Raw genomic sequence first — 26,486 nt, forward strand, 5'->3', positions numbered from 1 at the left:
ACCGCGGTCCAGGTCATAGGATGCGGGCCATGCATGACCACGGACAGCGCGGGCCCGGGGCGCATGAGCCGGGCGCTGGTGGGCAGGGGAGCGCGAGGGGGCGATTGGCGGCATGAGCCCCCTGTCCGTATCCGAGCTCGCCTCGCGCCTGACCGCGATGGCCGATGAGGGGATCGTGGCCCTCCTGGCGGCCCGCCCCGACCTCATCGCCCCGCCCTCGGCGAGCCTGACAGCGCTCGCGGCCCGCGCGGGAGGCCGGGCCAGCGCTGAGGCGGCGATGGCGCATCTGGACGCCCCGACCCTGGCCGTGGCCGAGGCCGTTGTCGCCCTGGACGCGGCGCCCCCGGACGCGGCGCCCCCGGGCGACGGCGCCGGGCCCGATGCGCCGGCGATCGCCGCGGGCCTGGGCCTGGCGCGCGAGCAGGTCGATGCCTGCCTGGAGGAGCTGGGCCGCCTGGCGCTCGTGGTCGGCGGGCGCCCGACGGCGGGGCTGGCAGAGGCCTTCGGGCCCCACCCCCTGGGCCTGGCCCCGGGGGCGGACCCGGTGGCGACCCTGCCGCCCAGCCTCGAGGAGCTCAGGGCCGCCCAGCTCCCCGACGGCCTCCCCGACGGCGCTGATGACCCCGGTGGCGCCGACTCCGAGGATGACGACGCCGCCGGTGCCCCCGGGGGCTCGCCCCACGCCCTCCGCCTGCCCGAGGCCAGCGTGGACATGGCCGAGGTCCTGGCCTGGGGCCCGCCCGTGGGGACCCTGCGCCCCGGTGGCAAGGCCCCCGCGGCGCAGCCCCTCATCGACCGGGGCTGGCTGGTGCGATCAGCCGACGCTCAGGGGCGGACCCGCCTGGTCATGCCCCGCGACGTGGCCCTGGCCCTGCGCGGTGGGCGCCTGAGCCGCCGGGAGCTGGAGGCACCCAGGGCCGAGGACCTTCAGGTGGTGGACATGCAGGCGGTGGGGGCCGAGGCCGCCTTCAGCGCCGAGGAGTCGGTGCGGCTCGTGGGCGCCCTGCTGGAGGAGTGGCGCCGAGAGCCGGGGCCCATCCTGCGCTCGGGAGGCGTGGGCGTGCGGGCCCTGACCCGAACCGCCGAGGCCATGGGCCTGGATGGCGAGCAGGCCGCCTCCATCATCGAGGTCGCCGCGGGCGCCGACCTGCTGGGCCTGGACGACTCGGGCGCCAACTGGCTGCCCTCCCACGAGGCCGGCACCTGGCGGACCGATTCCCTGGCCCGGCGCTGGGCCACCCTGGTCCTGGGCTGGGCCCGCAGCGCCCGCACTCCCTGGCTGGTGGGCGCGCGCGACGACGCCGGGGCCCTGCGCTCAGTCCTCTCCGCCGATCTGGAGGCCGGCTGGGTCCGCCGCCTGCGCGCCCGGATCCTCGCCCTGCTGGCCGGGCTCCCCGAGGGCGCCGTGGCCACCCCCGCCTTCGTGCGCGCCGCCCTGACCCATGAGCGGCCCCGCCGTCGGCCTCCCGAGGGAGCCGTCAGCGCGATCCTGGCCGAGGCCCGGATGCTGGGGATCACCGGCGCCGGGGCGCTGTCCGGCCCCGGCCGGATCCTGGCCCGGGCGATGGGAGCGGCGGCCCGCAGGCCGGGCGCCGAGCAGATCGAGGCCCCGCCTGAGGCGGGCTCCCAGCCCGAGGCCCAGCTCCTGGCCGATCTGGAGGCGGCCCTGGAGGCGGATATCCCCGCCGCGGTCAACACCCTTCTGGTTCAGAGCGATCTGACGGCGATCGTCCCGGGGCGCCCCGGCCCCGTGCTGGCCGCTCTCCTGGAGCGCACCGCCGCCGTGGAGTCGCGCGGGGGCGCCCTGGGAGTGCGATTCACCCCCGAGTCGGTGCGGGCCGCCATGGACGCCGGCCACGGCGCCCCCGAGATCCTGGCGGACCTGGCCCGCTTCAGCCCCTCGCCCCTGCCCAGCGCCCTGACCGCGCTGGTGGAGGACGCCTCTCGGCGCCACGGCGCGGTGCGGGTGCGCCAGGCCGCCAGCATCCTGCGCATCGAGGATCCCGCCGTGGCCGCGAGGGTGCTGGCCGAGCCCCGCCTCAGCTCCCTGGGCATCGGGGAGATCGCTCCCGGCATCCTCGTGTCCACCGCTCCCGCCTTCCAGGTGCTGCGCGAGCTGCGCCGCATCGGCATGGCCCCGGCCCTGGAGGACTCCCAGGGGCGCCTGGTGACCGCACTGACCCCCGCTGAGGGCCCCGCCGTCCGGGCCGTCCGGCCCGCCCGGCCCGGCGGCGCCTACCGGCCGGCTCAGCCCACCCGGATGCGCGAGTTGCCCGCCCTCGTGCGTCGCATGCGTCAGGGGGAGGATGACCGCGCGGCCCAGATCGGCCCGGCCGGCCAGGGCGGCCAGGGCGGGCCGGCCAGTGACCCCGTGCACGCCATGGCCATGCTGCGTCAGGCCCAGGCCTCCCGGGCGCGCCTGCGCCTGCGCCTGGCGGCCGCCGATGGCACGGCTGTTGAGCGGCGGGTGCGGGTGGTGGGCGTTGAGCCCGGCAGGGTGCGGCTGCGCGACCTGGGGCGCGAGACCGAGCTGACCGTGGCCCCCCACCGGATCATCGCCGTGGCCGAGGACTGAGTGCCGGCGGTGTCGCAGGACTCAGCCGCGGTGCGCGAGCTGACCCCTACACTGGGCGGCGTGACACACACTGCTAGCCAGTCGGTCCCTCGCCCGGGTGCCATGCCCACCGCTGCGGCGCAGGCGCTGGCCGCCAAGGACAAGACCCTGACCTCCGCCGCTTGCGTGGAGATGGCCCGCGCAGCCCTCGGCGAGATCTCCGGGGGCACGGTGGGCGAGTACGTGGCCGCCGTCCCCGAGGGCGAGCGCCTGGTCACGCACCTGTTCGACTGCACCATGCCCGGGTATCGCGGCTGGCGCTGGGCGGCCACGGTGGGCCGGCCGCTGCGGGGGCGCACCGCCACCGTGTGCGAGATGGGCCTGCTGCCCGGTGAGGACGCCCTGCTCGCACCGGCCTGGGTGCCCTGGGCGGAGCGCCTGGAGCCCGGCGATGTGGCCCGCACCGATCGCCTGCCCCGCCGTGAGACCGACGAGCGCCTGGAGCCCGGTTGGGAGGCCACCGGGGATGACGCCGACGCCGTCGCCCTGGATGAGCTGGACCTGGGCCGACCCCGCGTGCTGAGCTCCGAGGGCGTCTCCCGGGCGGCCCAGCGCTGGTACGACGGCGATCACGGCCCCGGTGCCGAGGGCGTGCGCTCAGCCCACGCCACCTGCTCGACCTGCGGGTTCTTCCTCCCCATGGCCGGCTCCCTGCGGGCTGTGTTCGGGGTCTGCGCCAACGAGTGGGCGGCCGACGACGGAACCGTGGTCTCCCTGGACCACGGCTGCGGGGCCCATTCGGAGACCGACCTGCCCGACCAGGGCCCGGAGTGGCCCATCACCCCCGCGCGCGTGGACGACCACTCCATGGAGGCCATCGGCACCGACGGCCTGGGCCTGCGCCAGGGCATGACCCTGGCCGAGCAGCAGGACTCCGCTGCGGATGAGGACCGGCAGGAGGCGCCCTCGCCAGAGCCCGTCACCCCGCCGGCCCCCTCGCCGGAGTCCGTCACCCCGCCGGCCCCCTCGCAGGAGTCCGCTGCGGAGGCTGGGGAGGACCCGGAGCCCGGGCGGGCCGAGTCGGCGCAGCCCGCCGGGCGGCAGGCGCAGGAGGGCACCCAGGAGGACGCCGAGGAGACTAGCCGGGAGGCAGTCCAGGGGGACTCCCAGGAGGAGGCCACCCAGGGGGACGGCCCCAGCGCCGTCGCCCGGCCCACTGGGGAGCCGGCCGGTGAGGCGAGTGAGGCGACTGAGCAGGACGAGGAGGCGGCGTCGGACTCCGGGGCTCAGGACGCCGAGGATCGGGCGGCCTCGGCCCGTGCCGCCGTGGCGGACTTGTCGGCCTCCCTGACGGCCGGCATCGCCTCGCGCTCCACCCGGCCCCAGTCCCTGGCCGATCTGGAGGCCGCCCTGCCCCAGCGCTGAGCGACCGGCCCCGCGGGCGCGCTCATCCCGGCGCATGCTGAGCCGGGGGGCCGCCGTGTTGGCCGTGTTGGCCGTATGTGCCCGCATGTGGCCGTATTGGCGCCGGCGCCGTCAAGCAGGGAGAATCTGCGCCGTGAGCACACCCGCATCCCCTGCCAGCGCGACGGCGCTCTCGCCGCTCGACCGCTTCTTCCACATCACCGAGCGAGGCTCGACCATGGCCCGTGAGATTCGTGGCGGCATCGTCACCTTCTTCACGATGAGCTACATCCTGGTCCTCAACCCGCTCATCCTGTCCGCCGAGCATGAGGGCATCGCCCCCCTGGGCACCACTCAGCAGATCGCCGCCGGCACCGCCCTGGTGGCCTGCGTCATGACCATTCTCATGGGCGTCGTGGCCAACTACCCCATGGCCCTGGCCGCGGGACTGGGCATCAATGCGATGGTCGCCTACACCCTGGTGGGCATGAACGGCATGACCTATGCCGATGCCATGGGACTGGTGGTCATCGAGGGCATCATCATCCTTCTGCTGGTGCTCACCGGATTCCGCGAGGCCGTCTTCAAGGCGGTTCCCACCTACCTCAAAACCGCCATCTCGGTGGGCATCGGCCTGTTCATCGCCCTGATCGGCCTGGTGGATGCCAAGGTGGTGCGCCCCGGCGGCACGCCCCTGGAGCTGGGCCTGGGCGGCTCCCTGCAGGGCTGGCCGGTCCTGGTCTTCCTCTTCGGGCTCTTCTTGATCCTGGTGCTGCACGTCCGCCGGGTCAAGGGGGCCATCCTCATCGGAATCGTCTCCTCCACGGTGCTGGCCGTCATCCTCGAGGCGGTCCTGCAGCTGGGGACCTTCAACGACGATCCCCAGCGCGGGCCGGTCAACCTCACCGGCTGGGCGCTGAGCCGCCCCTACCTGGAGGGCTCGCCGATCGAGCTGCCCAGCCTGGCCACCCTGGGCCAGTTCAACCTCCTGGGATCCATCGAGAAGGTCGGGATCGTCTCCATGGTCCTGCTGGTCTTCTCCCTCATGCTCGCCGACTTCTTCGACACCATGGGCACGATGGTGGCCGTGGGCGCCGAGGGCGAGCTGCTGGATGAGGAGGGCAACCCGCCCCGCACCCGCGAGATCCTCGTGGTGGACTCGCTGGCCGCCATGGCCGGTGGTGCCGGAGGCGTGTCCTCCAACACCTCCTATGTGGAGTCGGCGGCCGGCGTCGGGGAGGGCGCGCGCACGGGCCTGGCCTCGGTGGTCACCGGCCTGATGTTCGGGCTGAGCATGTTCATCGCCCCGGTGGTCTCCATGGTCCCCTACGAGGCGGCCACCCCCGCCCTGGTGGTCGTCGGCTTCCTCATGATGATGCAGGTCACCGACATCGACTGGAGCTCCCCGGAGATCGCCCTGCCGGCCTTCCTGACCATCATCATGATGCCCTTCTCCTACTCCATCACCAATGGGATCGGCGCCGGCATCATCGCCTACCTGGTCATCCAGGTCGCCACGGGCGGGGTCAAGCGGGTCCACCCCCTCATGTGGCTGGCCGGGGCGCTGTTCATCGTCTACTTCACGCTGACCCCCATCAAGGCGATCCTCGGAGTCGCATGAGACCCAGCGGCGCACCGGGCCGGGATCCGGGCGCACTCGGCGTACTCTGTGAGTCATCGCACCGACGCCCCGGGCCCGACGGGCCACCGGTTCGTCCGCTGCAGTGAGACCCGCATCCGGCCAGGCAGGAGACCCATCGCATGAGCGAGCTCATCGACACCACGGAGATGTACCTCAAGACCGTCTACGAGCTTGAGGAGGATGGCGTTCCTCCGCTGCGCGCGCGCATCGTCGAGCGCCTGGAGCACTCCGGGCCCACGGTCTCCCAGACGGTGGCCCGCATGGAGCGCGACGGCCTCATCCGGGTCGCCGAGGACCGCTCTCTGGAGCTGACCGAGGCCGGCCGGCTGCGCGCCACTGAGGTGATCCGCAAGCACCGTCTTGCTGAAAGACTGCTGCTGGACGTCGTCGGCCTGGATCGGGTCCTCGTCCATGACGAGGCCTGCCGGTGGGAGCACGTGATGAGCGAGCAGGTCGAGGAGAGGCTGGCCGCGATCCTCGACGACGTGAGCACCGACCCCTTCGGCAACCGCGTCCCGGCGCGGGGGGCCGGGCGCCCCGCGCCCGGCGACGATGAGATCAGCTCCGACCGCCTGGCCGGCCAGTCCCCCGTGCAGGCGGTTGTGCACCGGATCGGTGAGCCCATCCAGGCCGACGCCGATCTGCTGGCCTCCCTGGAGGAGGCTGAGATCCGCGCGGGGGAGCGGGTCGAGCTGCGCAGCTGCTCCGGTGGGGTGCGGATCGTCGGCGCGTCGGGCGATCCGGTGGTGCTGGGGGGCGACGTCGCCCGGCACCTGTTCCTGGCGCGCTGAGCCGGGGCTGCCCGAGCGGGCGGCGTTGAAACGTGTGAGACCCTCGTCTCCCTCACAGTCGGGACGATGGTTGGGCAGGGCGGCCCGGGTGGGCCGGCACCGGGGTTATCCGGTGCCGGCCCACCCGGGCCGCCGGCCTCTGAGGAGGCGACGTTTCTGCTGGTCAGAGGGGGATCTTGTCGGGAAGATGAGCGAAGGTCCCAGGGAGAAAACGGGACAACAGCGCATCGGCCATGCGGGTGTTCTTCTTCACAGCGGTGTGGGTGACGCTATCGTGACGCGGCCCCATCCGGTCATGTAGCGTTCTCGACGTTGCCAGGGACAACCTCTCGGGCAGCGTTCCGGATCGGGGCTTAGTCCTGCCGCTCGGTCCGGGGCCAGTGAACCACCATCAAGTGGCAGGAACGGGGGAACCAATCTCGGTCACCCGGGCTCCGGCCCAGTGACCTTGGGGTGAAGCCCGCAGCAGCGGGCCGGACGTCTCCAGTCCGAACCCGACAGCTCACCTCGTCGGCTCAAACAGGAGAAAGCATTCATGTCCTCACGCACAACAGCACGTCACCGCAAGGCCACTCGCGCTCTGACCCCGCTGGATGACCTGGCGCCCTCCGCACGTCGCGGGTTCGCGGTTGCCGCATCCTCCGGTCTGGCCCTGACCATGATCGCCTCCGGCGCCGCCGCCGCCGGTACCACCAGCAGCGAGGTGGGTGCCTCCGCCGGCTCCCTCGAGGCCTCCGGCGTTGGTGCTCTTGCGGCTGACGCCCGCGAGGCCGTCACCACCAACGCGGCCGTCGCCGTTGCGGATGACGCCCAGTGGGTCGCCGAGAACGCCACTGAGGTCGAGGCTGTCGCCCCCGCTCCCGCCCCTGCCCCTGCTCCCGCCGCTGAGACTCCCGCCCAGCCGGCCGTTGAGCAGACCGAGACCTCCCAGTCCGCCGAGGAGTCCGCCGCCGGCTCCGGTGCCGCCTCTGCTGAGACTGCCTCCGCCCCCGCCACTGTTGAGACCTCTCAGGCTCCCGCTGCCGCCCCGGCCGCCGGCTCCTCCGTGGTGGCCACCGCCATGCAGTACGTCGGCAGCCCCTACGTCTGGGGCGCCTCCGGCCCGAGCGCCTTCGACTGCTCCGGCTTCACCTCCTACGTCTACGCCCAGCACGGCATCTCCCTGCCCCGCACCTCGGAGGCCCAGGCCGGCGCTGGCTACCAGGTCTCCGCCGCCGAGGCCCAGCCCGGCGACCTCGTGTGGTGGCCCGGCCATGTCGGCATCTACGCCGGCGACGGCATGGTCATCGACGCCGGCAACGAGTCCACCGGTGTGGTCTACCGCGCCGTGTGGGGCTCCCCCACCTACTACCGCGTGGGCTGAGCGTCACCATTCGCACTCATCAATGGGGCGGGCACCGAAGGGTGCCCGCCCCATTGGCGTGTTCAGGGCAGGGTGGTGGTCACCACACTGGATTCGGGGCAGAATAGTGCTCGGCTAATTCGTCGAGCCCACTGAGAAAGGTGCGCATGCCATGGCTGAAGACAATGTCGTCCTCGTCGGAGTGGATGGTTCACCGGAGTCCCTAGCCGCGATGGACTGGGCGGTCGCCCGTGCAGCCGGCAAGAACTGGCGCGTTCACGTTCTGTGCGCCTACTCCCTGCCCTCATTCACCGCCGCCTCCCTGGACGGCGGGTACGCCGCCCTGGATGACTCAGCCATCCGCGCCGGAGCTCAGGCCGTTGTCGATGAGGCCGTGGCCCGGGCCGAGGGGACGGGTGTGACGGTCACCAGCTCCCTGGAGACCGGCGATCCGGCAGGCGTGCTCGTCGACCTCTCCGATGAGGCCACCCTGGCCGTGGTGGGCACCCGCGGTGGGGGAGGCTTCGCCGACCGCCTCCTGGGAACCGTCTCATCGGCCCTGCCGGCCCACAGCCACTGCCCCACGGTGGTGGTCCCCCAGCGCACTCAGGGAGCCGACTACACCCCGGTTCGCCGCATCGTGGTGGGCGTGGACGGCTCCTCCTCGGCCCGCAAGGCGCTGCGCTGGGCGGTGGAGGAGGCTGAGGCCTGGGGGGCGGAGTTGACCGCCATCGCCGCGGTGCCCATGGCCTCGGGCGCCGGCGCCCTGGCCTGGCTGCCGGCGGCCGTGGACCGCGATCAGGTGCTCGCCGATGTCCGCTCGGGCCTGGACCGGGCCGTGGCCGAGGCCGTGGCGGCCCACCCCGGGGTGGAGGTGCGCCGCCACGCCCTGGACGGCAACCCCGCTGAGCTCATGGCCGAGTTCTCCACGGCGGTGGATCTGGTGGTCGTGGGCTCCCGGGGCCGCGGCGGGTTCTCCGGCCTGCTGCTGGGCTCCACCAGCCAGGCGGTGCTGTCCCACGCCTCCTGTCCCGTCATGGTGGTCCCCTCCCGCTCCTCTCAGGACGCCGTCGGCCGCCGCTCCACGCCCTGGGGCCGCGCCTGAGAGACGACGCGCCCAGGACGGCGGGCCCCGGCACGGCCGGGGCCCGCCGCCCTGGTAGGCTTGCGGCCATGCCCTCGTAGCTCAGGGGATAGAGCACCGCTCTCCTAAAGCGGGTGTCGTTGGTTCGAATCCAATCGAGGGCGCGACTGTCCGGCGGCTGCCGCCGCCACGGATGCTGCGGCCTGTGAGACTCGGGAGAACTGGCTGCCTCCCCGCCGCGTCGTCACGCTCTGGGCGTGCCGGCCCGTTATCTTGGGCGCTATGACGCCTCCATTGTTCTCCTTCGGCCGCAGACGGCGATCCGCCGCCCCCGCGACGAATGAGCCTGACGAGGTCATGGAGCGCCCCGCGCAGCCGCCGATCGCCGAGCCCGCCCCGCCCCCGCGCGAGCCCGCCGCTCGGCCTCCCCGCGATCCCGGGCCTGCGCCCGCCCCTCCCCTGACAGAGGCCGATGAGGAGCGTCGCGAGCGCATCGAGGCCGCCCTCAGCGTCTGGCGCGACGAGCTCGTGGACCTGGGCGGCGTGGCCAGCCTGGACGACATCGCCTCCCTGGAGGGCGTCGTTGATCTGACCGCCGCCCATCCCTCGGGGCTGGCCCAGCTCTACGCCGGCCGCTCCACCCAGTTGACCAGCCTGGTGCGCGAGCACGGCGCGCTGGGCGTGGCCCGCCAGTCGCTCGAGGAGGTCGCCACTCGCTCCGAGGTCCTGGCCCGCAGCTTCGGCGTGGCCCCCGTCTGCCTGGCCATCGGCGTGGCCACCTGGAACGAGACCGTGCCCGACGACGACCAGGAGGACCGGGCCGAGGCCGACCTGCGGCCCGACCCCGCCACGCCCTATGACCTGGGAGTGGCGCAGTCCGGCGACGCTGACCGCACCGCCCAGATCCCGCATGTCGAGCGCATCGCCGCCGAGCACGCCGCCCAGGCCGCCATGGCTGCCGCCGGCTTCCTCCCGGCCGAGGACCCCGGCCCCCGCGTGCGCACGGTCAACGCCCCCGTTCTGCTGCGGCCCGTGCGCCTGGCCAACGCCTCATCGGATGCCTCCTTGACACTGGAGCCGAGCATCGAGGTCAACCCGGTGCTCACCCGCGCGCTGCGCCGCTACCAGTGCAGCGCCGACGTTGAGGGCATCGCCCGGGCGGCCCTGTCCACCGCGGGCTTCACCCCCCGGGCCGCCCTGGCTCGGATCGGGGCCCTGGGCCGCCAGCACCTGCCGGGATTCGAGATCCATGAGCGGCTGGTGGTGGGGGCCTTCGTCCACCCCGGCCAGGCGCTGGTCGAGGACTTCGATGCCGTCATCGAGCGCTCCCGCACCTCCGCCCTGGTGGCGGCCCTGGCCGGCGATGAGGGCGCGCGCACCGCACTGGCCGTCGAGCTGCCCCGCCCTCAGCGGGCGGACCGGCCCACGGGGGCCGAGCGGGGCGTGGGCGACCTGGACCCCGGGCAGCTGGCGGCCATCGAGGCCGTGGGCTCGGGGGCCAGCCTCCTCATCGACGCGCCCCCGGGATCGGATGTCCCGGCAACGCTGGCCGCGGTCTTCGCCGATGCGGCCGCCTCGGGGCGCACCGTGGTGCACGTGCCTGCCACCAGCGCCGATGGCCATGCCGTGGCCGATGCCCTGCGCGCGGCTGGCCTGGGCTCCCTGGTCCTGGACCTGACCGAGGACGCCGCCTGGAGGCTGCACGCCTCGGAGGAGATCCGTGAGGCCATGGGCGTCCAGCCCCCCGAGCTGGATGTGGCCGGCATCGTCGAGATGCGCGAGCGCCTGGAGCAGGTGCGCGCCCGCCTGGGCGGCTATGTCGCCGCCCTGCACAAGCGCCGCGAGCCGTGGGGGGTATCGGCCTACGAGGCCCTGCAGACCCTGGCGGATATGACCAGCCGTCGCTCGCGCACCTCCACCAAGGCGCGCATCGCTCCCGGGCGCCTGGAGCGCCTTGACGAGCCCGGGCTGGAGCGGGCCCGCGAGCTCCTCCATCGCGGCCACGCCCTGGGGGTGTTCACCACCGAGGTGGCCTCCAGCGCCTGGAATGGCATCGCCGTGACGGATATGGATGAGGCCACCGACGCGCTGGTGCATATGCGCGCCCTGTCGGTCGACCTGCTGCCGGCCATCACCGAGCATGTGGACTCGGCCAGCCAGTCGGCGGGCCTGACCCGACCGACCTGCCTGTCCCAGTGGCAGGAGCAGCTCGAGATGCTCGACGGCGTGCGCGAGTCCCTCGACGTCTTCCTACCGGAGGTCTTCGAGCGCTCCGCCGCTGACATGGTCATCGCCACCGCCTCCAAGAAGTGGCGGGAGGCCCGGGGCATCTACATGGACGGCTCCAGCCGGCGCCGCTTCACCCGCCAGGCCAAGGACCTGGTGCGCCCCGGCCGCGTGGTCGAGGACCTGCACGATGAGCTCGTGGCCGTCCAGCAGCGCCGGGAGCTGTGGAATCGCCACCATCCTGACGGCGGCTGGCCGCGCCTGCCCCAGGGCCTTGATGAGATGGCCCTGGCGGCCTCCCGCGCGCGCACGGCCATGGACGCCATCGAGCCGATCCTGGCCCGCAGCGGGCACACCACCGCACTGGTGGATCGCCCCTTCGAGGAGGTCCTGGAGCTGGTCCAGGGCCTCGCCGCCGACGACCTCACCGCCCAGAAGCTCCCCGAGGTCAACCGCCTGCGCGCCGAGCTCGACTCCCTGGGGCTGACGGACTTCGTGGCCGACATCGCCGCCCGGGACGTGCCCGAGGAGCTCATCGATGCCGAGCTCACCTACTGCTGGTGGTCCTCGCTGCTGTCCCAGATCATGCGTGAGGATCAGGCCCTGGGCGGACTGGATGCCACGGCGCTGAGCCGACTCGCCCAGGGCCTGCGCGACCTGGACGCCGCCCAGTCGCAGTCCCTGCCCGGGCCCGTGGCCCAGGCCTACGCGCGCCGCGTGCGCATGGCGGTGGATGCGGACAAGGCCGAGGCGCGCGCGCTCTACATCGCCCTGGCCCGCGAGGACGGGGTGCCGCTGAGGGACATCATCGCCGCCCACCCGATGGCGCTGGTGGCCAAGCCGGTCTGGATCGTCCCGCCCACCCTGGTGCCCCAGGTCCTGGACCCCATGGCGCTGATCGACCTGGTGGTTCTCGATGCCAGCGCCCATATGCCGGTGGCGCAGGTGCTGCCGGCCTTCGTGCGCGCCGAGCAGGTCCTGGTGGTGGGCGACCCGCGCCGCGGCCAGACCGGCCTGGCCGCCGAGCTCGGGCCCCTGCTGCCCAGGGTGACGCTGCCGACCTCCCGCAACGCCCTGGACGCCGGCATCGCCTCCTTCCTGTCCGAGCACGGCTACGAGGGCGTCGTCGAGGCGATCCCGGCCCCACCGGGGGCGGGGCGCCTGAGCCTGGAGCTCGTCGACGGCCGGGGCATGCCGGCCCCCGGGCAGACAGCCGTCGAGACGGTGGCCGCGGAGGTGGACCGCGTCGTCGACCTGGTCATCGATCGCGCCCTGACGCGCCCGGATGAGTCACTGGGGGTCATCGCCCTCAACGCGCGGCACGCCGAGGCGGTGCGCAGCGCCATCACCCATGCGGTGGCCGGATCCCCGGCCCTGGAGGACTTCTTCTCCCCGGGGGCGCCCGAGCCCTTCATGGTGGTGGATCTCAGCCAGGCCCGCTCCATCCGGCGCGACCACATCATCCTCAGCGTCGGCTATGCCAAGACGCCGCACGGACGCACCATCCACAGCTTCGCCTCGGTGGCCGATCATGCCGGGATGGTGGGACTGGTCGAGGCCCTGTGCGCCTCGCGAGGCGCGACCGAGGTGGTCTCCTGTCTGGCGGCCAGCGACATCGACGCCAGTCGTCTGCACGCCGCCGGGGCCCGGCTCCTGCGCGAGGTGCTCTCCCGGGCCGAGCACGCCTCGGAGGCAGCCGCCTCGGCCGGGCGCATGCCCGATCGCCTGCTGGTCGACCTCGCCGAGAGGCTGTGGCGAAAGGGCCTGTCCGTGGTGCCGCGCTACGGCGTGGACGGCGGGGTGCGCATTCCGCTGGCGATCGGCCATCCCGACTTCCCCGACGAGCTGCTCGTGGCCGTCCTGACCGATGACGCCGACTACGTCGCCGAGCCGAGCCTGCGGCGCCGTGACCGCTACAGCGTTGAGCGCCTGGTCAGGCGCGGCTGGCGGGTCCACATGGCCTTCTCCGTGGGGGTCTTCGTCGATCCCGAGGGGGAGGCGGCCGCCGTTGAGGAGCTGGTGCTCGCCGAGCTCATCGCCCGTCAGGAGGCCCAGTCCCCGCATGTGGAGGCCCTGCCCCCGCGCCTGGAGGACGGCGAGCCGGATCCCGCGCCCCCGGCGGCCTCGCCGGTGGGGGCGGCAGGCGGCCAGGCCCCTGATGATGCGGGAGACGAGGCCGCGGCCACGCCTGCTGCGGCCAGCGCGGCCAGCTCTGCCAGCGCGGCCGTGGTGGAGGAGGCGGCGCAGGCGCCCTCGGTGGGTGGCGCCGGCTCGGCTGAGCGTCGGCCACGCCCGCCCATCGCCCAGGGCCTGCCCCTGCAGGCCTACTCCGATGACCAGCTCGATGAGCTCGTGGCCTGGATCCGCTCAGACGGCCTGGTGCGCCAGGAGAGCGAGGAGATCGAGGAGCTCCGCTCCACACTGGCGCTGCGCCGCCGCGGGGCGGGCATTGACGCCGTGCTGGCCAACGCCGTGCGGCGGGCCCGGTGACTGACAGTGACTGACGAGGGACGGGCAGCCGAGGGCTGGGCGGCGCGCCGGGCCGGGCGCCGTCGTCGGGTGGTGGCCCTCTCAGCGCGCGATCGCCGGCGCCTGGCGCAGGGCCTGGAGCCCGAGGACCTGGCCCGCCCCGACTACGAGCACGACCCCCTGGCCACGGGCGCCGGGCAGGATGAGCGGACGGGACGGGCGGAGAGGGCCGGGCGGGCAGGGCATGCAGGGCATGCCGACGACGCCAAAGACTCCAATGACGCCCGCCTCCTGGCCGATGTCCCGCCCCACTGGCAGTAGGAAGTACTCACAGCGGGGCGGCCGCCCTGCCCATACCGGTCCATGAAAGAGTCAGGCCCCACGGCGCAATGCGCCGTGGGGCCTGACTCGTCAGCCTGTGGCTCAGCCCTGGAGCGGGCTGGGGCCGCCTCAGCTGTTGCGGGCGGCGAGCAGGTCGCGGATCTCGGAGAGCAGCTCGACATCGGTGGGCTCGGCGGGAGCCTCCTCCTCAGCCTTCTTCTGGAGCTCCTTGAGCTTGTTCATCGGCACGACGATGCAGAAGTAGACGGCCAGGGCCACCAGGAGGAAGTTGATGGCGGTGGTCAGGATGGTGCCGGGCATGATGTAGGCGTCGGGGTTGGCCGTGACCTGCTCGGCGGTGGGCATGTGGAACCCGCCGACCAGGGAGAAGGCGCCCACGGCGTCGAAGTTCGGCGAACCGATGATCTGACCGATGAGGGTCATGATGGCCTTGGTGATCGCGTCAACGATCGGGCTGAAGGCCCCACCGATGATGACGGCGACGGCGAGCTCCAGAGCATTGCCCTGGGCAATGAACTCCTTGAATCCCTTGATCATGACGATCCTTTCGTTGTGGCGCAGGCGTAGGTCTGCCGTGTGCGCCTCGGGGGGAACGGAAAAGACGCGCTCGAAGCCCGAGCGGCCGCAGCGGCATCACGGGCTCAGCACAACGCCGAGCGCACCATTCGTGGCCGCGCCAACTACCAGAGTAGCGTCACTGGCGGCGACCGCAAGTGTCACAAATGTGACCTTTCTCCCGGATGTCCATTGATTGCCATCGCTATGCGCCTGGACGAGCACCACTCGCGCACCGCGTGCCAGCACCGCGGTGCGCGGCGCTCCCAGCGCAGGGGGCGCTGCGGATGCGGGCTCAGCCCCCGACTCGGCTTTGGGCTCGGCCCCGGACTCGGCCCCGGTCCCGGTGCCCTGGTCCTGAGGGATCGTCGGCGCCGCCTCGCCGATGAGGTCGACTCGGGCGCCGGGGACGGCCAGCTCGGCGCCGACCTCCACGGGCACCTGCACCAGTCGTTCATCGGGGGTCAGTCCCTGGGCGATGGCGGCGCTGGTCATCGAGGCCGTCAGCACGGTGCCCGGCTCCAGGGAGATGGCCGCCCGGCTGCCCACGGCCTCATCGCCCGCCAGGCCGGACTCCGGCAGGGCGTCCAGGGGGATGCTGCGCCTCTGGAGATCCGCCTGCGTCAAGACGCTGCCGGCGGACACCGGGCGGCAGACCACCAGGGCCTGCTGGCCCGGCTCGGGTCCCGGGCGCAGAACACTGAGGGCCACCAGGACCGCTGCGCCCAGGCAGACGGCGACCACCAGGTGGCGGTGGCGCCACAGCAGCAGAGAGGGGCGGGTGCGTCCGCGGTGGGAGGGGACCGGGTCATGGGGGCCGGGCGGGGCCGAGCGGCGCAGGAGTGTCGGTGTCATGACCCCGATGGTGAGCCGCTCCCCGGCGCGCTGCGCGGTCGGTGCGCGGCCCTGTGGACAGCGGTGGTGCGGTGCCGCCTGTGGTGCCCGGCGCCCCGCGGAGTCCGGGGCTCAGGAGCCGGAGGCGAACTGCGAGCCCTCCAGGAGGAACCACTGCTCGGCGGTGATGACCGCCTCGACCGGCTGGTCGTGCTCCTCGGTGGGCAGGGGACCGGGGACCAGTTCGTCGGGATGGAGCACGGCGAAGGTCGGAACGCCCGGGCGGCGCAGCGGCAGGACGCGGTCGTACCAGCCGCCGCCCTGACCGAGCCTGCGACCGGCCCGGTCCACCGCCAGGGCGGGCAGGAGCACGGCGTCGGCTTGGGCCAGGGCCTGGGAGTCCAGTGCCTCGCCCCCCGGCTCCGGGGGCCTTCCAGGGGCTCGCTCGCCCAGGTCCGAGGCGCCGCGGTACTCCGCCCAGCTGCGGGCCAGCTGCGGGCCCAGCGCCGGCAGCAGCACCCGCACCCCCCGGGTGTGAAGCGACTCCAGGAGCAGACGGGTGCAGGGCTCAGCGCCGGTGGACACGAAGGCCGCCACGCATCCCGCCCCGGCGACCGCCTCCAGGGCGTGCTCGGTCAGGGCGTGGCAGGCCGGGCCGTGGGCCCGATCATGGGGGTGGCGGGAGCGGCGTCGGTCTCGCAGGGCGGTGCGCAGCTGCTCCTTGGCGTCATCGGGTGCCAGGCGGCCGGTATCGGGCAGGGTCGGGGCGCCGTCGCTCATGGCACCATCCTCTCAGGTTCCCGTCAGGAACAGGGCCGCTTCCCCGAAATCGCGCTGTCAAGCCGGTAATCTGAGCCCCATGAGAACAGTCGCCGAGCACCTGGCTGCCTGCCTCGAGATCGCCCAGGCCGCCGCACCACTGGATGTGGTCCTCCCCGATGCCGTCGGCTGCGTGCTGGCCCAGGATGTGGTGGCCGGCATCGATCTTCCCGCCGTGGACCTGGCCGGCCGGGACGGCTACGCCGTCATCTCCACCGACCTGGTCGGGGCCGGGCCCCAGCGCCCCATCGCCCTGGACGTGATCGACTCCGTGCGCGCCGGCGATATGCGCGCCACCCGCCTGGTGCCCGGATCGGCCATCCTCATCGACTCCGGCGCGCCCCTTCCCCTGGGCGCCGACGCCGTCGTCCCCTGGGAGGACACGGACCGGGGCTCGTCCCGGGTGGCAGTGGGGCGGTCCGTGGCGGCCGGTGAGAACATGCGGCGCCGGGCCGAGGACGTGCGTGAGGGCACCACGGTCCTGGCCCGGGGCTCGCGCGTCTCTGCGCGCCATGTCGCCCTGCTGGCCGGACTGGGCCTCAATCGGGTGCGGGTTCGCCCGGCGCCCCGCGTGGTCGTGATCTCCATCGGCAATGAGCTGGTCGAGCCGGGGCAGGCCCGCGAGGCCGGGGAGGTCTTCGACGCCAATGGGCACGCCCTGGCCTCGGCGGTCACCGATGCCGGGGGGCGGGCCTTCCGTGTGGCGGCCGTCCCCGACGAGCTGGGGGCGCTGACCGAGTGCATCGAGGATCAGCTGGTGCGGGCGGACATGCTCATCACCACCGGCGGCCTGTCCGCGGGTCAGGGGGACACCATCAAGGAGGTGCTGGCCCCCCTGGGCGCGGTGCGCTTCGACGCGGTGGCCATGTCCCCGGGGCGCCAGCTGGGGCTGGGGACCATCGAGGGCACGCCGATCTTCTGCCTGCCGGGCAACCCGGTCAGCGCGCAGATCGCCTTCGAGACCTTCGTGCGCCCCGTGCTGCGGCAGATCGCGGGGCGGGCCTCCCTGCACCGCTCCTCTCTTCCGGCCATCGTCTCGGCGGGGTGGCGCTCCCCGGCGGGGATGCGCGAGTTCGTCCCGGTGAACCTGACCGGCTCCCCGGCCCAGGGCTATCGGGCGGAGCCGACCGCGCCGCCCGGGCGCATCAGCCTGCACGCCCTGGCGCGCGCCAATGCCATCGCCGTGGTGCCCGAGGGCACGCAGACGGTGGTGACCGGCGATACCCTCCACTGCCTGGTCCTGGATTCCTGAGCGGTGGTCAGAGCCATGGCGGGCGGCCGTCTGCTGGGCAGGCTGTGGTCGTCCGAGCCCCGGCGCTTCGCCTGGCCCGTGCGCCTGAGCGCCCGCGCCGCTGAGCGAGGGCTGGCCGGGGCGGCGGTGGTGGCCCTGCGCGAGTTGCGTCTCCAGGACGAGAAGGCCTGGCGGGCCCTGAGACTGGCCGACGACGCCCGCCTGTCCCCCTGGGAGGCCACGCTCCCGCCTCAAGCGGGGGAGGGCGCGTTGGACTTCGCCAGTTTCGTGCGCGCCCAGGAGAGGCGCGCCCGGCTCGGGGAGGCCATGTCCTTCGTCATCGAGGTCGATGGCGCACTCGGTGGGCAGCTGAGCGTCGACCCCATCCACTGGGGAAGCCTGCGCAGCGCGCAGGTGGGGTACTGGATCGGCGGGTCCCTCGAGGGATGCGGGATCGCGCGCCTGGCGGTGGCCATGGCCCTGGACCATCTGCTGGGGCCGGCCGTGGGGCTGCATCGGGTGGAGATCAATGTGCGCCCCGAGAATGACCGGAGCCTGGCGCTGTGCCGGGCCCTGGGGCTGCGCGAGGAGGGGCTGCGCCGTCGGTACATGCATATCAATGGGGTGTGGGCGGACCATGTCTCCTTCGCCGTCGTCGCGGAGGACCGGCGCGGCCGTGCGGGTTTTGTCGATGGGCTGACAGGCGGACAATCCTGACACTGATGAGATTGGTGTGACTGGCGTGAATCAGGTTTCCCCTGGTGCTTGTGATAGCCACTTTTCGTTGCGAATCCCAGCGATTTCGCAGCCGACACGGAGTGTCAGTCCGTGTCTGAGGACGGGGCGGCGCATACGGTTGGAGTGTGGGAATCGAGGTCTGGGCGTTTACTGCCCTCATCGTGATTCTCGCCGTATACCTTCTGCCCTTCCTGGTGGGGCGCCGGGAGATGACCGGCCTGTCCAATATTGAGGACCGCTACTCCGCCGAGCTCCGAGTCCTGGACACGGGACCGGCCCTGGCTGAGGAGACCTGTCAGAGCAGTGGGCATGCGGAGCTCTTCCGACGTCGACCAAAGGTGAGGGCGATGAACAGGCCCGCTGTCAGGAACGTGCGTGCGCTGCGCACCGAGCGCGAGCTCACCCGCGCCCGCAAGGCGCATGCCCAGGCTCGTGAGCGGCGGCGGGTGGCCGCCTCCCACCGGGGCGTGGTGGCCTGCGTGCTGCTGGGCGTGACCCTGGGCGCATGGGTGCTGGGTCTCTTCACCGCGCTGCCGTGGTGGCCCGCGCTGGTGCCCACCGCGCTGCTGGGAGTCTCCATGGCCGCCGGGCACCGCGCGGCCAGGGCCTCGGCGGCCTCGGAGCGCCGCGAGACCCGGAGGATCGCCGAGCTCGAGCGCGAGCTCGTGGGGCTGACGGGCCGGCGCACCTCCACCGCGGTGGTGGCGCAGTCCCTGGAGAGCCAGCAGGGCAAGGACTCCAAGGACTCCATGGACTCCATGGCCGAGATGGCCGAGCTCAGGCAGGCCGCCCTGGCCGAGGCCATCGGCGAGCCGCAGCGCGAGCAGGGCCGTTCCGTCGGCCGCGAGGAGAGCGACCTGCGCGAGGCTCGCGTGGATCGCGAGGGCGCGGTGGCCTCCGCGGGGGCTCGCAGCGAGGAGTCGGCGGCGTCGGCTCTGGAGATCGGTGAGATCGAGGAGCTGGAGCCCAGCGAGACGTCGGTGGCGGCCGCTGGCGATGAGCCCAGCATGGACGCCGAGATCGGTGAGCCCGCCTGGGCGCCCTCCCAGCAGGGCGCTGAGCCGGCCGGGGCCGATGAGGCCGGCGAGACTGGCGAGCCCGCGGCTCGCGCATCCCGGCGGCCCCGCACCAGTGAGTTCCTCAGCGCCGCCATGTCCTTCAGGGCCAGCAGCCCGGCATGGTCCCAGATCGTGCCGCGCAGGAAGGCTCATGAGGATGCCGGGGCGGTCGCGGCGGCCGTGGAGGCCGGCCCCGAGCGGGCGACGGCCTCGGTGGCCGGTGGGGCGGGCAGCGAGCCTCGCGAGCCCGCTGCCGAGCGGGTCGAGGTCCAGGAGCCGGCACCGGTGGAGAACGTGCCCGCCGCCGAGCAGCGGCACGAGTCCGGCGTGTGCAAGGCCTCGCGCTCGACGGGCTCGACCAGCACCGACAAGAGCACTGTCAAGGAGCTGACGACGGCCACGCCGCCCCAGGGCTGGCACCCGATCAAGGTGCCCGCGCCCACCTACACCCTGGCGGCGCGCGCACCCCGGCGGGCCTACGCCGAGCCGGTGGTCCAGGAGCATGCCTCGGCCCCGGTGCCCGCGCGCCCGCAGACGGTGAGGACCTTCACGGCGCCGGACTTCGCCGAGCAGGACTTCCAGCCCATCGACCTGGACGCGATCCTGGAGCGGCGCCGCGCCGCGGGCGAGTAGCGGGACTCCGGGGTTGACCGGGCGGCGGTGGGCGTTGTCACCGCCGCCCGATTTGCTCCCAGCACCCGCCACGGTGCTACGATCGTGGCGCACAAGGGGCTATGGCGCAGTTGGTAGCGCGTCTCGTTCGCAATGAGAAGGTCGGGGGTTCGAATCCCCCTAGCTCCACCCCTCGCAGTCAGGCCGGTTTGTCCACCGTGAACAGCTTTAAGGCCCATCGACCTCTGTCGCCTTGCCAAACGTGCAGGTCAGAGCGTTTTCCTCCTCGAGGACCCGAGGGCGGACGCGGGTAAAGTTGTTCACGGTGGACAAGTCGTGCCCCTACCGGATGGGGTCTTTGAGCAGGAAGGTCGGTGTTCGACGGTGCTCAGTCAAGGCTGAGGTGGTCGACCACGCAGGCCACTCGTTCCCGTTGGGGGGCGGTCAGGCCCTGGATGGGCAGGGGCAGGGACTGGTGCGGGACAAGGCCGAGGTATTCGGCTATTGCGGCGATGACGCGCAGGCTGCCTCCGAACTCGGCGAACAGCTCCCACAGTGGGGCGAGTCGCTCCGACTCGGCGACCGCCTCGTCGGCGCGGCCTGCCTGAGCGGCGCGAGTGATCGTGAGAGCCGGCTCAGGCAGGGTGCCTGCGATGACGGAGTACCAGGCCTCGCAACCCGCGTTCAGGCCCGTCGCGGCGAAGGCATCGCCGGAGACCCCGATCGTGACATGCTCCGGGATCACCGCGCGAATCGCCGCCACATGCTCCTGCGCCCTCAGCGGGTCTACGGGCACGCCGGGGATCTTGATCGAGGCGATGCCCGGCAGCTCCGCGATGCGGGCGTAGAGATCGGTGGTGAACGTGACGTGCGTGGTCTCGGGGTTGTCGTAGACGATCACCGGCAGCTCAGTGTGCTCGCAGACGGTGCGGAAGAGCTCGAACACTTCATCGGCGGTAAGCGGCTGATAGGTCATCGGGGCCAGCAGCACCCCCGCCGCGCCCGCCGCCTCCGCATTGTCGACATGGGTGAGCACACGCGAGCCGCGCAGGTCCCCGACCCCGACGAACACCGGCGTCGCACCAGCGTGCTCCACGGCCAGGCGGGCCACGCCGGCTCGTTCCTCGGGCGTGAGATAGGCGTAGGAGCCGGTGGACCCGAGAGCGGTGATCGAGTCCACGCCCGCCGCCGCGAGTCCTTCGATGAGTCCGGCGAATGCCGCCTCGTCGACGGCATCATCGTGGAGCGGGGTCAGGGGGAAGGCGCTCAGGCCGGTGAACAGGGAGCTCATGACGGCTCCTGATCGGGCCGATGCTCAAGGCCCAGGACCGGGTTGCCGTAGACGGACCGCACCTCGGAGATCACCACCCGGTACTCGCCGAGCCACTCCCCGTTGCGGGACTTCGCGAGCCGGTGCGCATCCATCTCGACCAGGGTGCGCAGCGCCTCCATGCTGGTCCAGTAGTAGACCTCCGCATGCAGGCCGGTGCTCGCGTTGTGCCAGGCCTCCTCCCCGAGGAAGCCGGGGATCTGGCGGGCGCGCTGGGCGATCTCGCTGTTGAGGCGGTGGAACTCGTCGGTCAGGCTCTTCGTCTCGAAGATGAAGGTGGAGACGTACGTCGGTGCGGTGCTCATGCCTCCTCCTTCAGCGGTGCCCCGATCAGACGACTGGTCGCATGAACCTCGCCGCCCAGGCCCGAGAGCGCGTCGACCAGGGCGTCTGCCGCGGCGCGCAGGTCGGCGTCTGAGACTGGGGCGAGGGCGTCGAGGATGAACAAGGCCCTGGTCGTGTCATCGGTGAGCCCGGTGCGGCGCCCCTGGCGCCAGTTCCATCTGCGGCAGGTCACCCCGGCGTCATCGCACCACACCACCTCACCGGCACTGGGGTACTCGGTTGCGGGCTCCCCGCTCACTGTGGTGTCGAAGGGCTCATCGCCGGTGGCGCGGATCAGGCGCGCCGGACCCCGATAGCGGTGGAGGTCCTCGCCCCCGAAGGGAATCTGGTGCAGCACCGAGATCGCGTTGTACACGTCGGTCAGGGCGTTGACCCGCGGAAGGCCCTTCTCAGCGCGACGGGTGAGGGCTTCGAGGCTGTTGCGGGTGCGCTGCGGCTTCGCCCCGAATCCCCTGTAGGCCTCCCGCCACGCCGCGATGTGGGGCAGTTGATCCACCGCAGTCGCGGCGAGCAGGCTGGCCGCGTGCCCCTCGGCCGCTGCGACGAGATCATCCACGCCGTTGCCGCCCTCCTGAGCGGTGATCGCGGGGGTCAGCCCGTCGATGACGACGAGCATGGCCCGGTAGTCGGGGCGCAGGGCGAAGACAGCGGGCTCCACGGTGGAGGCGGCCAGGAACTCGCCGGGGCTCATCTCGGGGGTCATGGTCTCAGGCATTCGGGATCTCCGTTCTGTGCGCCGCCCCGACTCCCGGCTCGTAGACCGTCAGGGAGAAGCGGGCGGGCTCGTCAGTGGTGTTCATGTACGCATGGGCCAGGTCGCCGTCGAAGGTCAGCGCATCACCGCGGGCGAGCTCGAAGCGATCCTCGCCGACGGCCATCGTCACCACGCCGTCCTGGACGTGCAGCAGTTCGCGAGTGCCCGCGCTGTGCGGCTCGCTTCGATGCTCTTCCCCCGGTGCGAGGGTCCAGTCCCACAGCTCGACGACGTTCGGCGGCTGGGTGCCGGCCACGAGGACCCCTCGGCCGCCGCGGTCGCCGGTCCACAGCACGGCGCCCTCACCGTTCCGGGTGAGCGTCGCCGTGCGCGAGGCAGGCGATTCCACCAGCGCGGGCAGGCCGACGCCGAGGGCATCGGAGAGTCGCAGCAGCGTGCCCACGCTCGGGTTGGCGCTGCCCTGCTCGACGTTGACGAGCATGCGACGGCTCAAGCCCGCGTGGGCCGCGAGCTGATCGAGTGTCCAGCCGCGGCCCTTGCGCTCCTGCTTCACTCGCGCGCCGATCGCATGCGCCAGTGACTCCGCTCGTGCATCCATGGAGTGCACTATACTGCACTCCATGGGTACTGTCGAGATCTGGATGTGTGCTGCTCAGCGGGCCCGATAGCCCGTGATCCGCCCGCTCTCGTCCAGCACTGCCAGCACCTCCTTGGCGCCGGCATGGCTCTTCCAGCCGCTTCCCAAGGGGATGGGGTCGGCGATGGTGGCCCTGGCGACGTCGACCAGGATGAGGAACCGCCCGGTGTCCGTGATCCGGTGGAAGGAGATGATGTCTCCCTGCCCTGAGATCTCGAAGGCCTTCATGGCGTCCGAGCCCACGCACCGCCCGTCCTTCTGCCGGGTGAGAGTGTTGTCCGCTCCCAGCTCCAGCTGCTGATCGCCCACCGTCAGGGATTGGCAGGCAGCGTCGTCGGCCGAGACCGAGATCGTGGCAGGGGCCCATGAGGTGTCGCCGTTCTTGAGCCATGCGGTGGCCTGCTCACGGGTGAGCTTCGCCCTCGACCAGGGGTAGGTGGTGAAGGGCTCGGAGAAGAGCGGGAAGGTGTCGGAGACGGTGCCATCGAGCTCGTAGAGGGTGACCGTGTTCGCGGCTCCGATCCTCCTGCGGTCGATGCTCAGCCATCCGTCTGCCAGCGCGATCGGTGCCGAGGCTCCCGTGACCGTCAGAGGTGTGGCCTCACCGTCGAGGCTCTGAACGACGGCGTAGCCGGAGGGCTGATCGGCATGAGGATCCTCTGCCACTGCGGCGAGGAGATGGCCGTCGCTCGTCTGCGATGGATCGATGATCCCCTTCCCGACACTGCCGGTGGAGGGCAATGTGGTTGTCCAGCCCCGCTCGGTTGGCGAGATCCACTGGGTGCAGCTCGCGCCCTCGCAGGTGTAGGCCCTGGTCTGCGTCGAATCAACGCTGACTATCGCCGTGGCCGGCCAGGGGGCCTGGGTGCGAGAGCCCGTGTGCAGATCGAACAAGGTGGCGCCGACGACGATCCTGCTCCGCCACACCATGACGGATCCCAGAGCGTCCCCGGTCTCACCCGGGGCCGCGGCAGGATCCGGATCGGAGTGTTCGACGCTGTCCTGCCACAGCAGCCGGGGCGCGTCATCGCGGATGTCGAAGACGGAGATGGTGATGGACGTGCCCATGCTGACGGCGCGCACAAGGTGATCCTCCTCGAGGAGAATCCTCATGTCCTCGCCGATGTCCTGAGGAGGCCCCAGGGTCCATGCCGTGGAGAAGCCATTGAGCCAGGCGGGCGACCAGCGGCCGCCCGGATTGAGGGTATCCCGCGTGAGTAGGTAGGTGACCAGTCCTCCGGCGGCCACCAGTGAGACGATGAGGAGCACAATGAGAGACACTCGCCGTCGACGAGGCGAGCGGCGGTGAGCGGACGGAGGCTCAGCGCTCGATGCGGATGGCATGCCGGCCGCGCCGCCAGGAGCCGTGCCGTAAAGAGGGACCTGAACGGTCGGAGGCACGGGGGGCGGAGTCTCGGTCGAGCCCGAGCGCGGAGGGTACGGATGAGAGACCGGCATGCCCTTGAGCATGACACGGCGGCGTGATGATGTCCGCCAGACGCCTGTGCCGAGCGGCATCGGGGTCACCAGTGCCTCGGCGCACAGGCTTCCCGAAACGCCGGGCGCACAGGGGCGGCCGCGGTGCATGCGTCGCGGCGATGCGCGCATCCACGGGTGTGCGGACCATCACTGCCCTGGTGTTTGACCGCGGCGATGCCGGTGCGTAATGTTCCCTCCTGCCCAACCGCTCCGGGTGATCCGGAGGTCGGAGTCGGGCAAGGGTGAACTGAATACTCGGACAAGTCGCTGAGGCGGGAATCACTGATTCTCAAGTTGACGTCAAAGTTCGATTTCAGTAATGTTCATCCGGTCGCCTTTGGATGCGGGTCGCGTTTGTGTGGTTTGTGTCTGGTGGGTGTGTTGTTTGAGATCTCGATAGTGTGTCATGTTTTTTATGCCATTTTTGGCTGGGGCATTTTCTTGGGCTGTGCGGCTGTTTGTGGTTGTGTGGTTTGGGGGGTGCTCTGGTTGTTTTGTTTTTGGTTTGGCCTGCCCGTGTGCTGCTGTGTTGGTGGTGTGTGGGTGGGTTGGGCTGGGAGAGTTTTTTCTCTGAAGAGTTTTTTTGGAGAGTTTGATCCTGGCTCAGGACGAACGCTGGCGGCGTGCTTAACACATGCAAGTCGAACGGGCTGGCCCTGGCCTTGTGTTGGGGTTGGTTAGTGGCGAACGGGTGAGTAACACGTGAGTAACCTGCCCCTCACTCCTTGGATAACCTCATGAAAGTGGGGCTAATACGGGATGCTCTGGTCCTGCTGCATGGTGGGGTCGGGAAAGATGACCCTTTGTGGTTTTTTTGGTGGGGGATGGGCTCGCGGCCTATCAGCTTGTTGGTGGGGTGATGGCCTACCAAGGCGGTGACGGGTAGCCGGCCTGAGAGGGTGGACGGCCACACTGGGACTGAGACACGGCCCAGACTCCTACGGGAGGCAGCAGTGGGGAATATTGCACAATGGGCGCAAGCCTGATGCAGCGACGCCGCGTGAGGGATGGAGGCCTTCGGGTTGTGAACCTCTTTCGCCAGTGAAGCAGGCCGCCTCCTGTGTGGGGTGGTTGACGGTAGCTGGATAAGAAGCGCCGGCTAACTACGTGCCAGCAGCCGCGGTAATACGTAGGGCGCGAGCGTTGTCCGGAATTATTGGGCGTAAAGAGCTCGTAGGCGGCTGGTCGCGTCTGTCGTGAAATCCTCTGGCTCAACTGGGGGCTTGCGGTGGGTACGGGCCGGCTTGAGTGCGGTAGGGGAGACTGGAATTCCTGGTGTAGCGGTGGAATGCGCAGATATCAGGAGGAACACCGGTGGCGAAGGCGGGTCTCTGGGCCGTTACTGACGCTGAGGAGCGAAAGCGTGGGGAGCGAACAGGATTAGATACCCTGGTAGTCCACGCCGTAAACGTTGGGCACTAGGTGTGGGGGGCCTTTTCCGGGTCTTCCGCGCCGCAGCTAACGCATTAAGTGCCCCGCCTGGGGAGTACGGCCGCAAGGCTAAAACTCAAAGGAATTGACGGGGGCCCGCACAAGCGGCGGAGCATGCGGATTAATTCGATGCAACGCGAAGAACCTTACCAAGGCTTGACATGTCAGCGCTGGCCGCAGAGATGTGGTCTCCTCCTTGTGGGGCGCTGTCACAGGTGGTGCATGGTTGTCGTCAGCTCGTGTCGTGAGATGTTGGGTTAAGTCCCGCAACGAGCGCAACCCTTGTCCTGTGTTGCCAGCACGTGGTGGTGGGGACTCGCGGGAGACTGCCGGGGTCAACTCGGAGGAAGGTGGGGATGACGTCAAATCATCATGCCCCTTATGTCTTGGGCTTCACGCATGCTACAATGGCCGGTACAGAGGGCTGCGATGCCGTGAGGCGGAGCGAATCCCTTAAAGCCGGTCTCAGTTCGGATCGGTGTCTGCAACTCGACACCGTGAAGTTGGAGTCGCTAGTAATCGCAGATCAGCAACGCTGCGGTGAATACGTTCTCGGGCCTTGTACACACCGCCCGTCACGTCATGAAAGTCGGCAACACCCGAAGCCCGTGGCCCTACGGGGAGCGGTCGAAGGTGGGGCTGGTGATTGGGACGAAGTCGTAACAAGGTAGCCGTACCGGAAGGTGCGGCTGGATCACCTCCTTTCTAGGAGCCCGAATAGCGGCGCGGCAGACCCCTTGCGACCCGGACAGACCAGTAGTTACGGGCCCTGTGTGGGGCCCGGTCCGGGACGCAGCACAGGGGCTGCCGCCAATGATTGGGAGACCCGCACCACCCCGGTGGGTGTG

Annotated in this window: 19 protein-coding genes, 2 tRNA genes, 1 rRNA gene and 1 riboswitch; of the genes, 14 read left to right on the forward strand and 8 right to left on the reverse strand. The window is 71.4% G+C overall.

Going from position 1 to position 26,486, the window contains the following annotated elements; translation table 11 throughout:
* The first annotated feature begins 112 nt into the window (after window positions 1–112).
* The 9 genes from EL266_RS04305 to EL266_RS04345 all read left to right on the forward strand — a co-directional run bounded on the left by EL266_RS04305 (window position 113) and on the right by EL266_RS04345 (window position 13,833).
* Complete coding sequence (locus EL266_RS04305; protein ID WP_034515007.1) at window positions 113–2,575, forward strand: helicase-associated domain-containing protein; 2,463 nt, start codon at window positions 113–115, stop codon at window positions 2,573–2,575.
* A gap of 60 nt (window positions 2,576–2,635) precedes the next feature.
* Window positions 2,636–3,979 carry a DUF3027 domain-containing protein gene (locus EL266_RS04310; protein WP_232012109.1) on the forward strand — a complete coding sequence of 448 codons (1,344 nt, stop codon included), beginning with the start codon at window positions 2,636–2,638 and terminating at the stop codon, window positions 3,977–3,979.
* Between the two features lie 85 nt (window positions 3,980–4,064).
* Complete coding sequence (locus tag EL266_RS04315) at window positions 4,065–5,579, forward strand: NCS2 family permease (RefSeq protein ID WP_051281273.1); 1,515 nt, start codon at window positions 4,065–4,067, stop codon at window positions 5,577–5,579.
* A gap of 140 nt (window positions 5,580–5,719) precedes the next feature.
* Window positions 5,720–6,391, forward strand: a complete 672-nt coding sequence (locus EL266_RS04320) for a metal-dependent transcriptional regulator (protein WP_026427216.1) — start codon at window positions 5,720–5,722, stop codon at window positions 6,389–6,391.
* A gap of 373 nt (window positions 6,392–6,764) precedes the next feature.
* Window positions 6,765–6,922, forward strand: a riboswitch (cyclic di-AMP (ydaO/yuaA leader).
* A gap of 4 nt (window positions 6,923–6,926) precedes the next feature.
* On the forward strand, window positions 6,927–7,754 hold the full coding sequence (locus tag EL266_RS04325) for a C40 family peptidase (protein ID WP_026427217.1): 828 nt from the start codon (window positions 6,927–6,929) through the stop codon (window positions 7,752–7,754).
* 151 nt (window positions 7,755–7,905) lie between these two features.
* Window positions 7,906–8,838, forward strand: a complete 933-nt coding sequence (locus EL266_RS04330) for a universal stress protein (RefSeq protein ID WP_026427218.1) — start codon at window positions 7,906–7,908, stop codon at window positions 8,836–8,838.
* Between the two features lie 70 nt (window positions 8,839–8,908).
* Window positions 8,909–8,981, forward strand: a tRNA-Arg gene (locus EL266_RS04335).
* 118 nt (window positions 8,982–9,099) lie between these two features.
* The gene (locus EL266_RS04340) at window positions 9,100–13,533 is read left to right on the forward strand and encodes a hypothetical protein (RefSeq protein ID WP_026427219.1); all 4,434 of its coding nucleotides are present in this window, start codon (window positions 9,100–9,102) and stop codon (window positions 13,531–13,533) included.
* 6 nt (window positions 13,534–13,539) lie between these two features.
* On the forward strand, window positions 13,540–13,833 hold the full coding sequence (locus EL266_RS04345; RefSeq protein WP_051281274.1) for a hypothetical protein: 294 nt from the start codon (window positions 13,540–13,542) through the stop codon (window positions 13,831–13,833).
* A 129-nt stretch (window positions 13,834–13,962) separates the two neighbouring features.
* Here the strand turns inward: EL266_RS04345 and mscL are convergent, their stop codons facing one another.
* The 3 genes from mscL to EL266_RS04360 form a co-directional block, all read right to left on the reverse strand.
* The gene (gene mscL, locus EL266_RS04350) at window positions 13,963–14,391 is read right to left on the reverse strand and encodes a large conductance mechanosensitive channel protein MscL (RefSeq protein WP_026427220.1); all 429 of its coding nucleotides are present in this window, start codon (window positions 14,389–14,391) and stop codon (window positions 13,963–13,965) included.
* A 96-nt stretch (window positions 14,392–14,487) separates the two neighbouring features.
* On the reverse strand, window positions 14,488–15,153 hold the full coding sequence (locus EL266_RS04355) for an SAF domain-containing protein (RefSeq protein ID WP_026427221.1): 666 nt from the start codon (window positions 15,151–15,153) through the stop codon (window positions 14,488–14,490).
* Between the two features lie 222 nt (window positions 15,154–15,375).
* The gene (locus EL266_RS04360) at window positions 15,376–16,023 is read right to left on the reverse strand and encodes a 5-formyltetrahydrofolate cyclo-ligase (protein WP_026427222.1); all 648 of its coding nucleotides are present in this window, start codon (window positions 16,021–16,023) and stop codon (window positions 15,376–15,378) included.
* A 79-nt stretch (window positions 16,024–16,102) separates the two neighbouring features.
* Here EL266_RS04360 and EL266_RS04365 point away from each other — a divergent pair, with 79 nt between their 5' ends.
* The 4 genes from EL266_RS04365 to EL266_RS04380 all read left to right on the forward strand — a co-directional run bounded on the left by EL266_RS04365 (window position 16,103) and on the right by EL266_RS04380 (window position 19,890).
* Window positions 16,103–17,314 carry a molybdopterin molybdotransferase MoeA gene (locus tag EL266_RS04365; protein WP_026427223.1) on the forward strand — a complete coding sequence of 404 codons (1,212 nt, stop codon included), beginning with the start codon at window positions 16,103–16,105 and terminating at the stop codon, window positions 17,312–17,314.
* A gap of 3 nt (window positions 17,315–17,317) precedes the next feature.
* Complete coding sequence (locus tag EL266_RS04370; protein WP_051281275.1) at window positions 17,318–18,010, forward strand: GNAT family N-acetyltransferase; 693 nt, start codon at window positions 17,318–17,320, stop codon at window positions 18,008–18,010.
* Between the two features lie 182 nt (window positions 18,011–18,192).
* Window positions 18,193–19,722 carry a hypothetical protein gene (locus EL266_RS04375; RefSeq protein ID WP_232012110.1) on the forward strand — a complete coding sequence of 510 codons (1,530 nt, stop codon included), beginning with the start codon at window positions 18,193–18,195 and terminating at the stop codon, window positions 19,720–19,722.
* 95 nt (window positions 19,723–19,817) lie between these two features.
* Window positions 19,818–19,890, forward strand: a tRNA-Ala gene (locus tag EL266_RS04380).
* A 199-nt stretch (window positions 19,891–20,089) separates the two neighbouring features.
* On the opposite strand, the gene EL266_RS04385 is transcribed toward EL266_RS04380, so the two are convergent.
* The 5 genes from EL266_RS04385 to EL266_RS04405 are packed head-to-tail and all read right to left on the reverse strand — an operon-like array spanning window position 20,090 to window position 24,009.
* Window positions 20,090–20,992 carry a dihydrodipicolinate synthase family protein gene (locus EL266_RS04385; protein ID WP_034515011.1) on the reverse strand — a complete coding sequence of 301 codons (903 nt, stop codon included), beginning with the start codon at window positions 20,990–20,992 and terminating at the stop codon, window positions 20,090–20,092.
* Window positions 20,989–21,336, reverse strand: coding sequence for an antibiotic biosynthesis monooxygenase family protein (locus tag EL266_RS04390; RefSeq protein WP_026427225.1), 348 nt, complete (start codon window positions 21,334–21,336; stop codon window positions 20,989–20,991). Before EL266_RS04390 ends, EL266_RS04385 begins: the two co-directional genes overlap by 4 nt.
* Window positions 21,333–22,091 carry a B3/B4 domain-containing protein gene (locus tag EL266_RS04395; protein WP_232012111.1) on the reverse strand — a complete coding sequence of 253 codons (759 nt, stop codon included), beginning with the start codon at window positions 22,089–22,091 and terminating at the stop codon, window positions 21,333–21,335. The genes EL266_RS04390 and EL266_RS04395 overlap by 4 nt, the downstream gene beginning before the upstream one ends.
* Window positions 22,084–22,689 carry a helix-turn-helix domain-containing protein gene (locus EL266_RS04400; RefSeq protein WP_026427227.1) on the reverse strand — a complete coding sequence of 202 codons (606 nt, stop codon included), beginning with the start codon at window positions 22,687–22,689 and terminating at the stop codon, window positions 22,084–22,086. Before EL266_RS04400 ends, EL266_RS04395 begins: the two co-directional genes overlap by 8 nt.
* Before the next feature lie 54 nt (window positions 22,690–22,743).
* Window positions 22,744–24,009 (reverse strand): hypothetical protein, encoded by a 1,266-nt coding sequence (locus tag EL266_RS04405; protein WP_126412158.1) that lies wholly within the window; start codon window positions 24,007–24,009, stop codon window positions 22,744–22,746.
* A gap of 778 nt (window positions 24,010–24,787) precedes the next feature.
* Between EL266_RS04405 and EL266_RS04410 the strand changes: the two genes are divergently transcribed.
* A 16S ribosomal RNA gene (locus EL266_RS04410) occupies window positions 24,788–26,343 on the forward strand.
* The last annotated feature ends 143 nt before the right edge of the window (window positions 26,344–26,486 follow it).

Source organism: Actinomyces slackii (genome assembly GCF_900637295.1).
GTDB classification, from domain to species: domain Bacteria; phylum Actinomycetota; class Actinomycetes; order Actinomycetales; family Actinomycetaceae; genus Actinomyces; species Actinomyces slackii.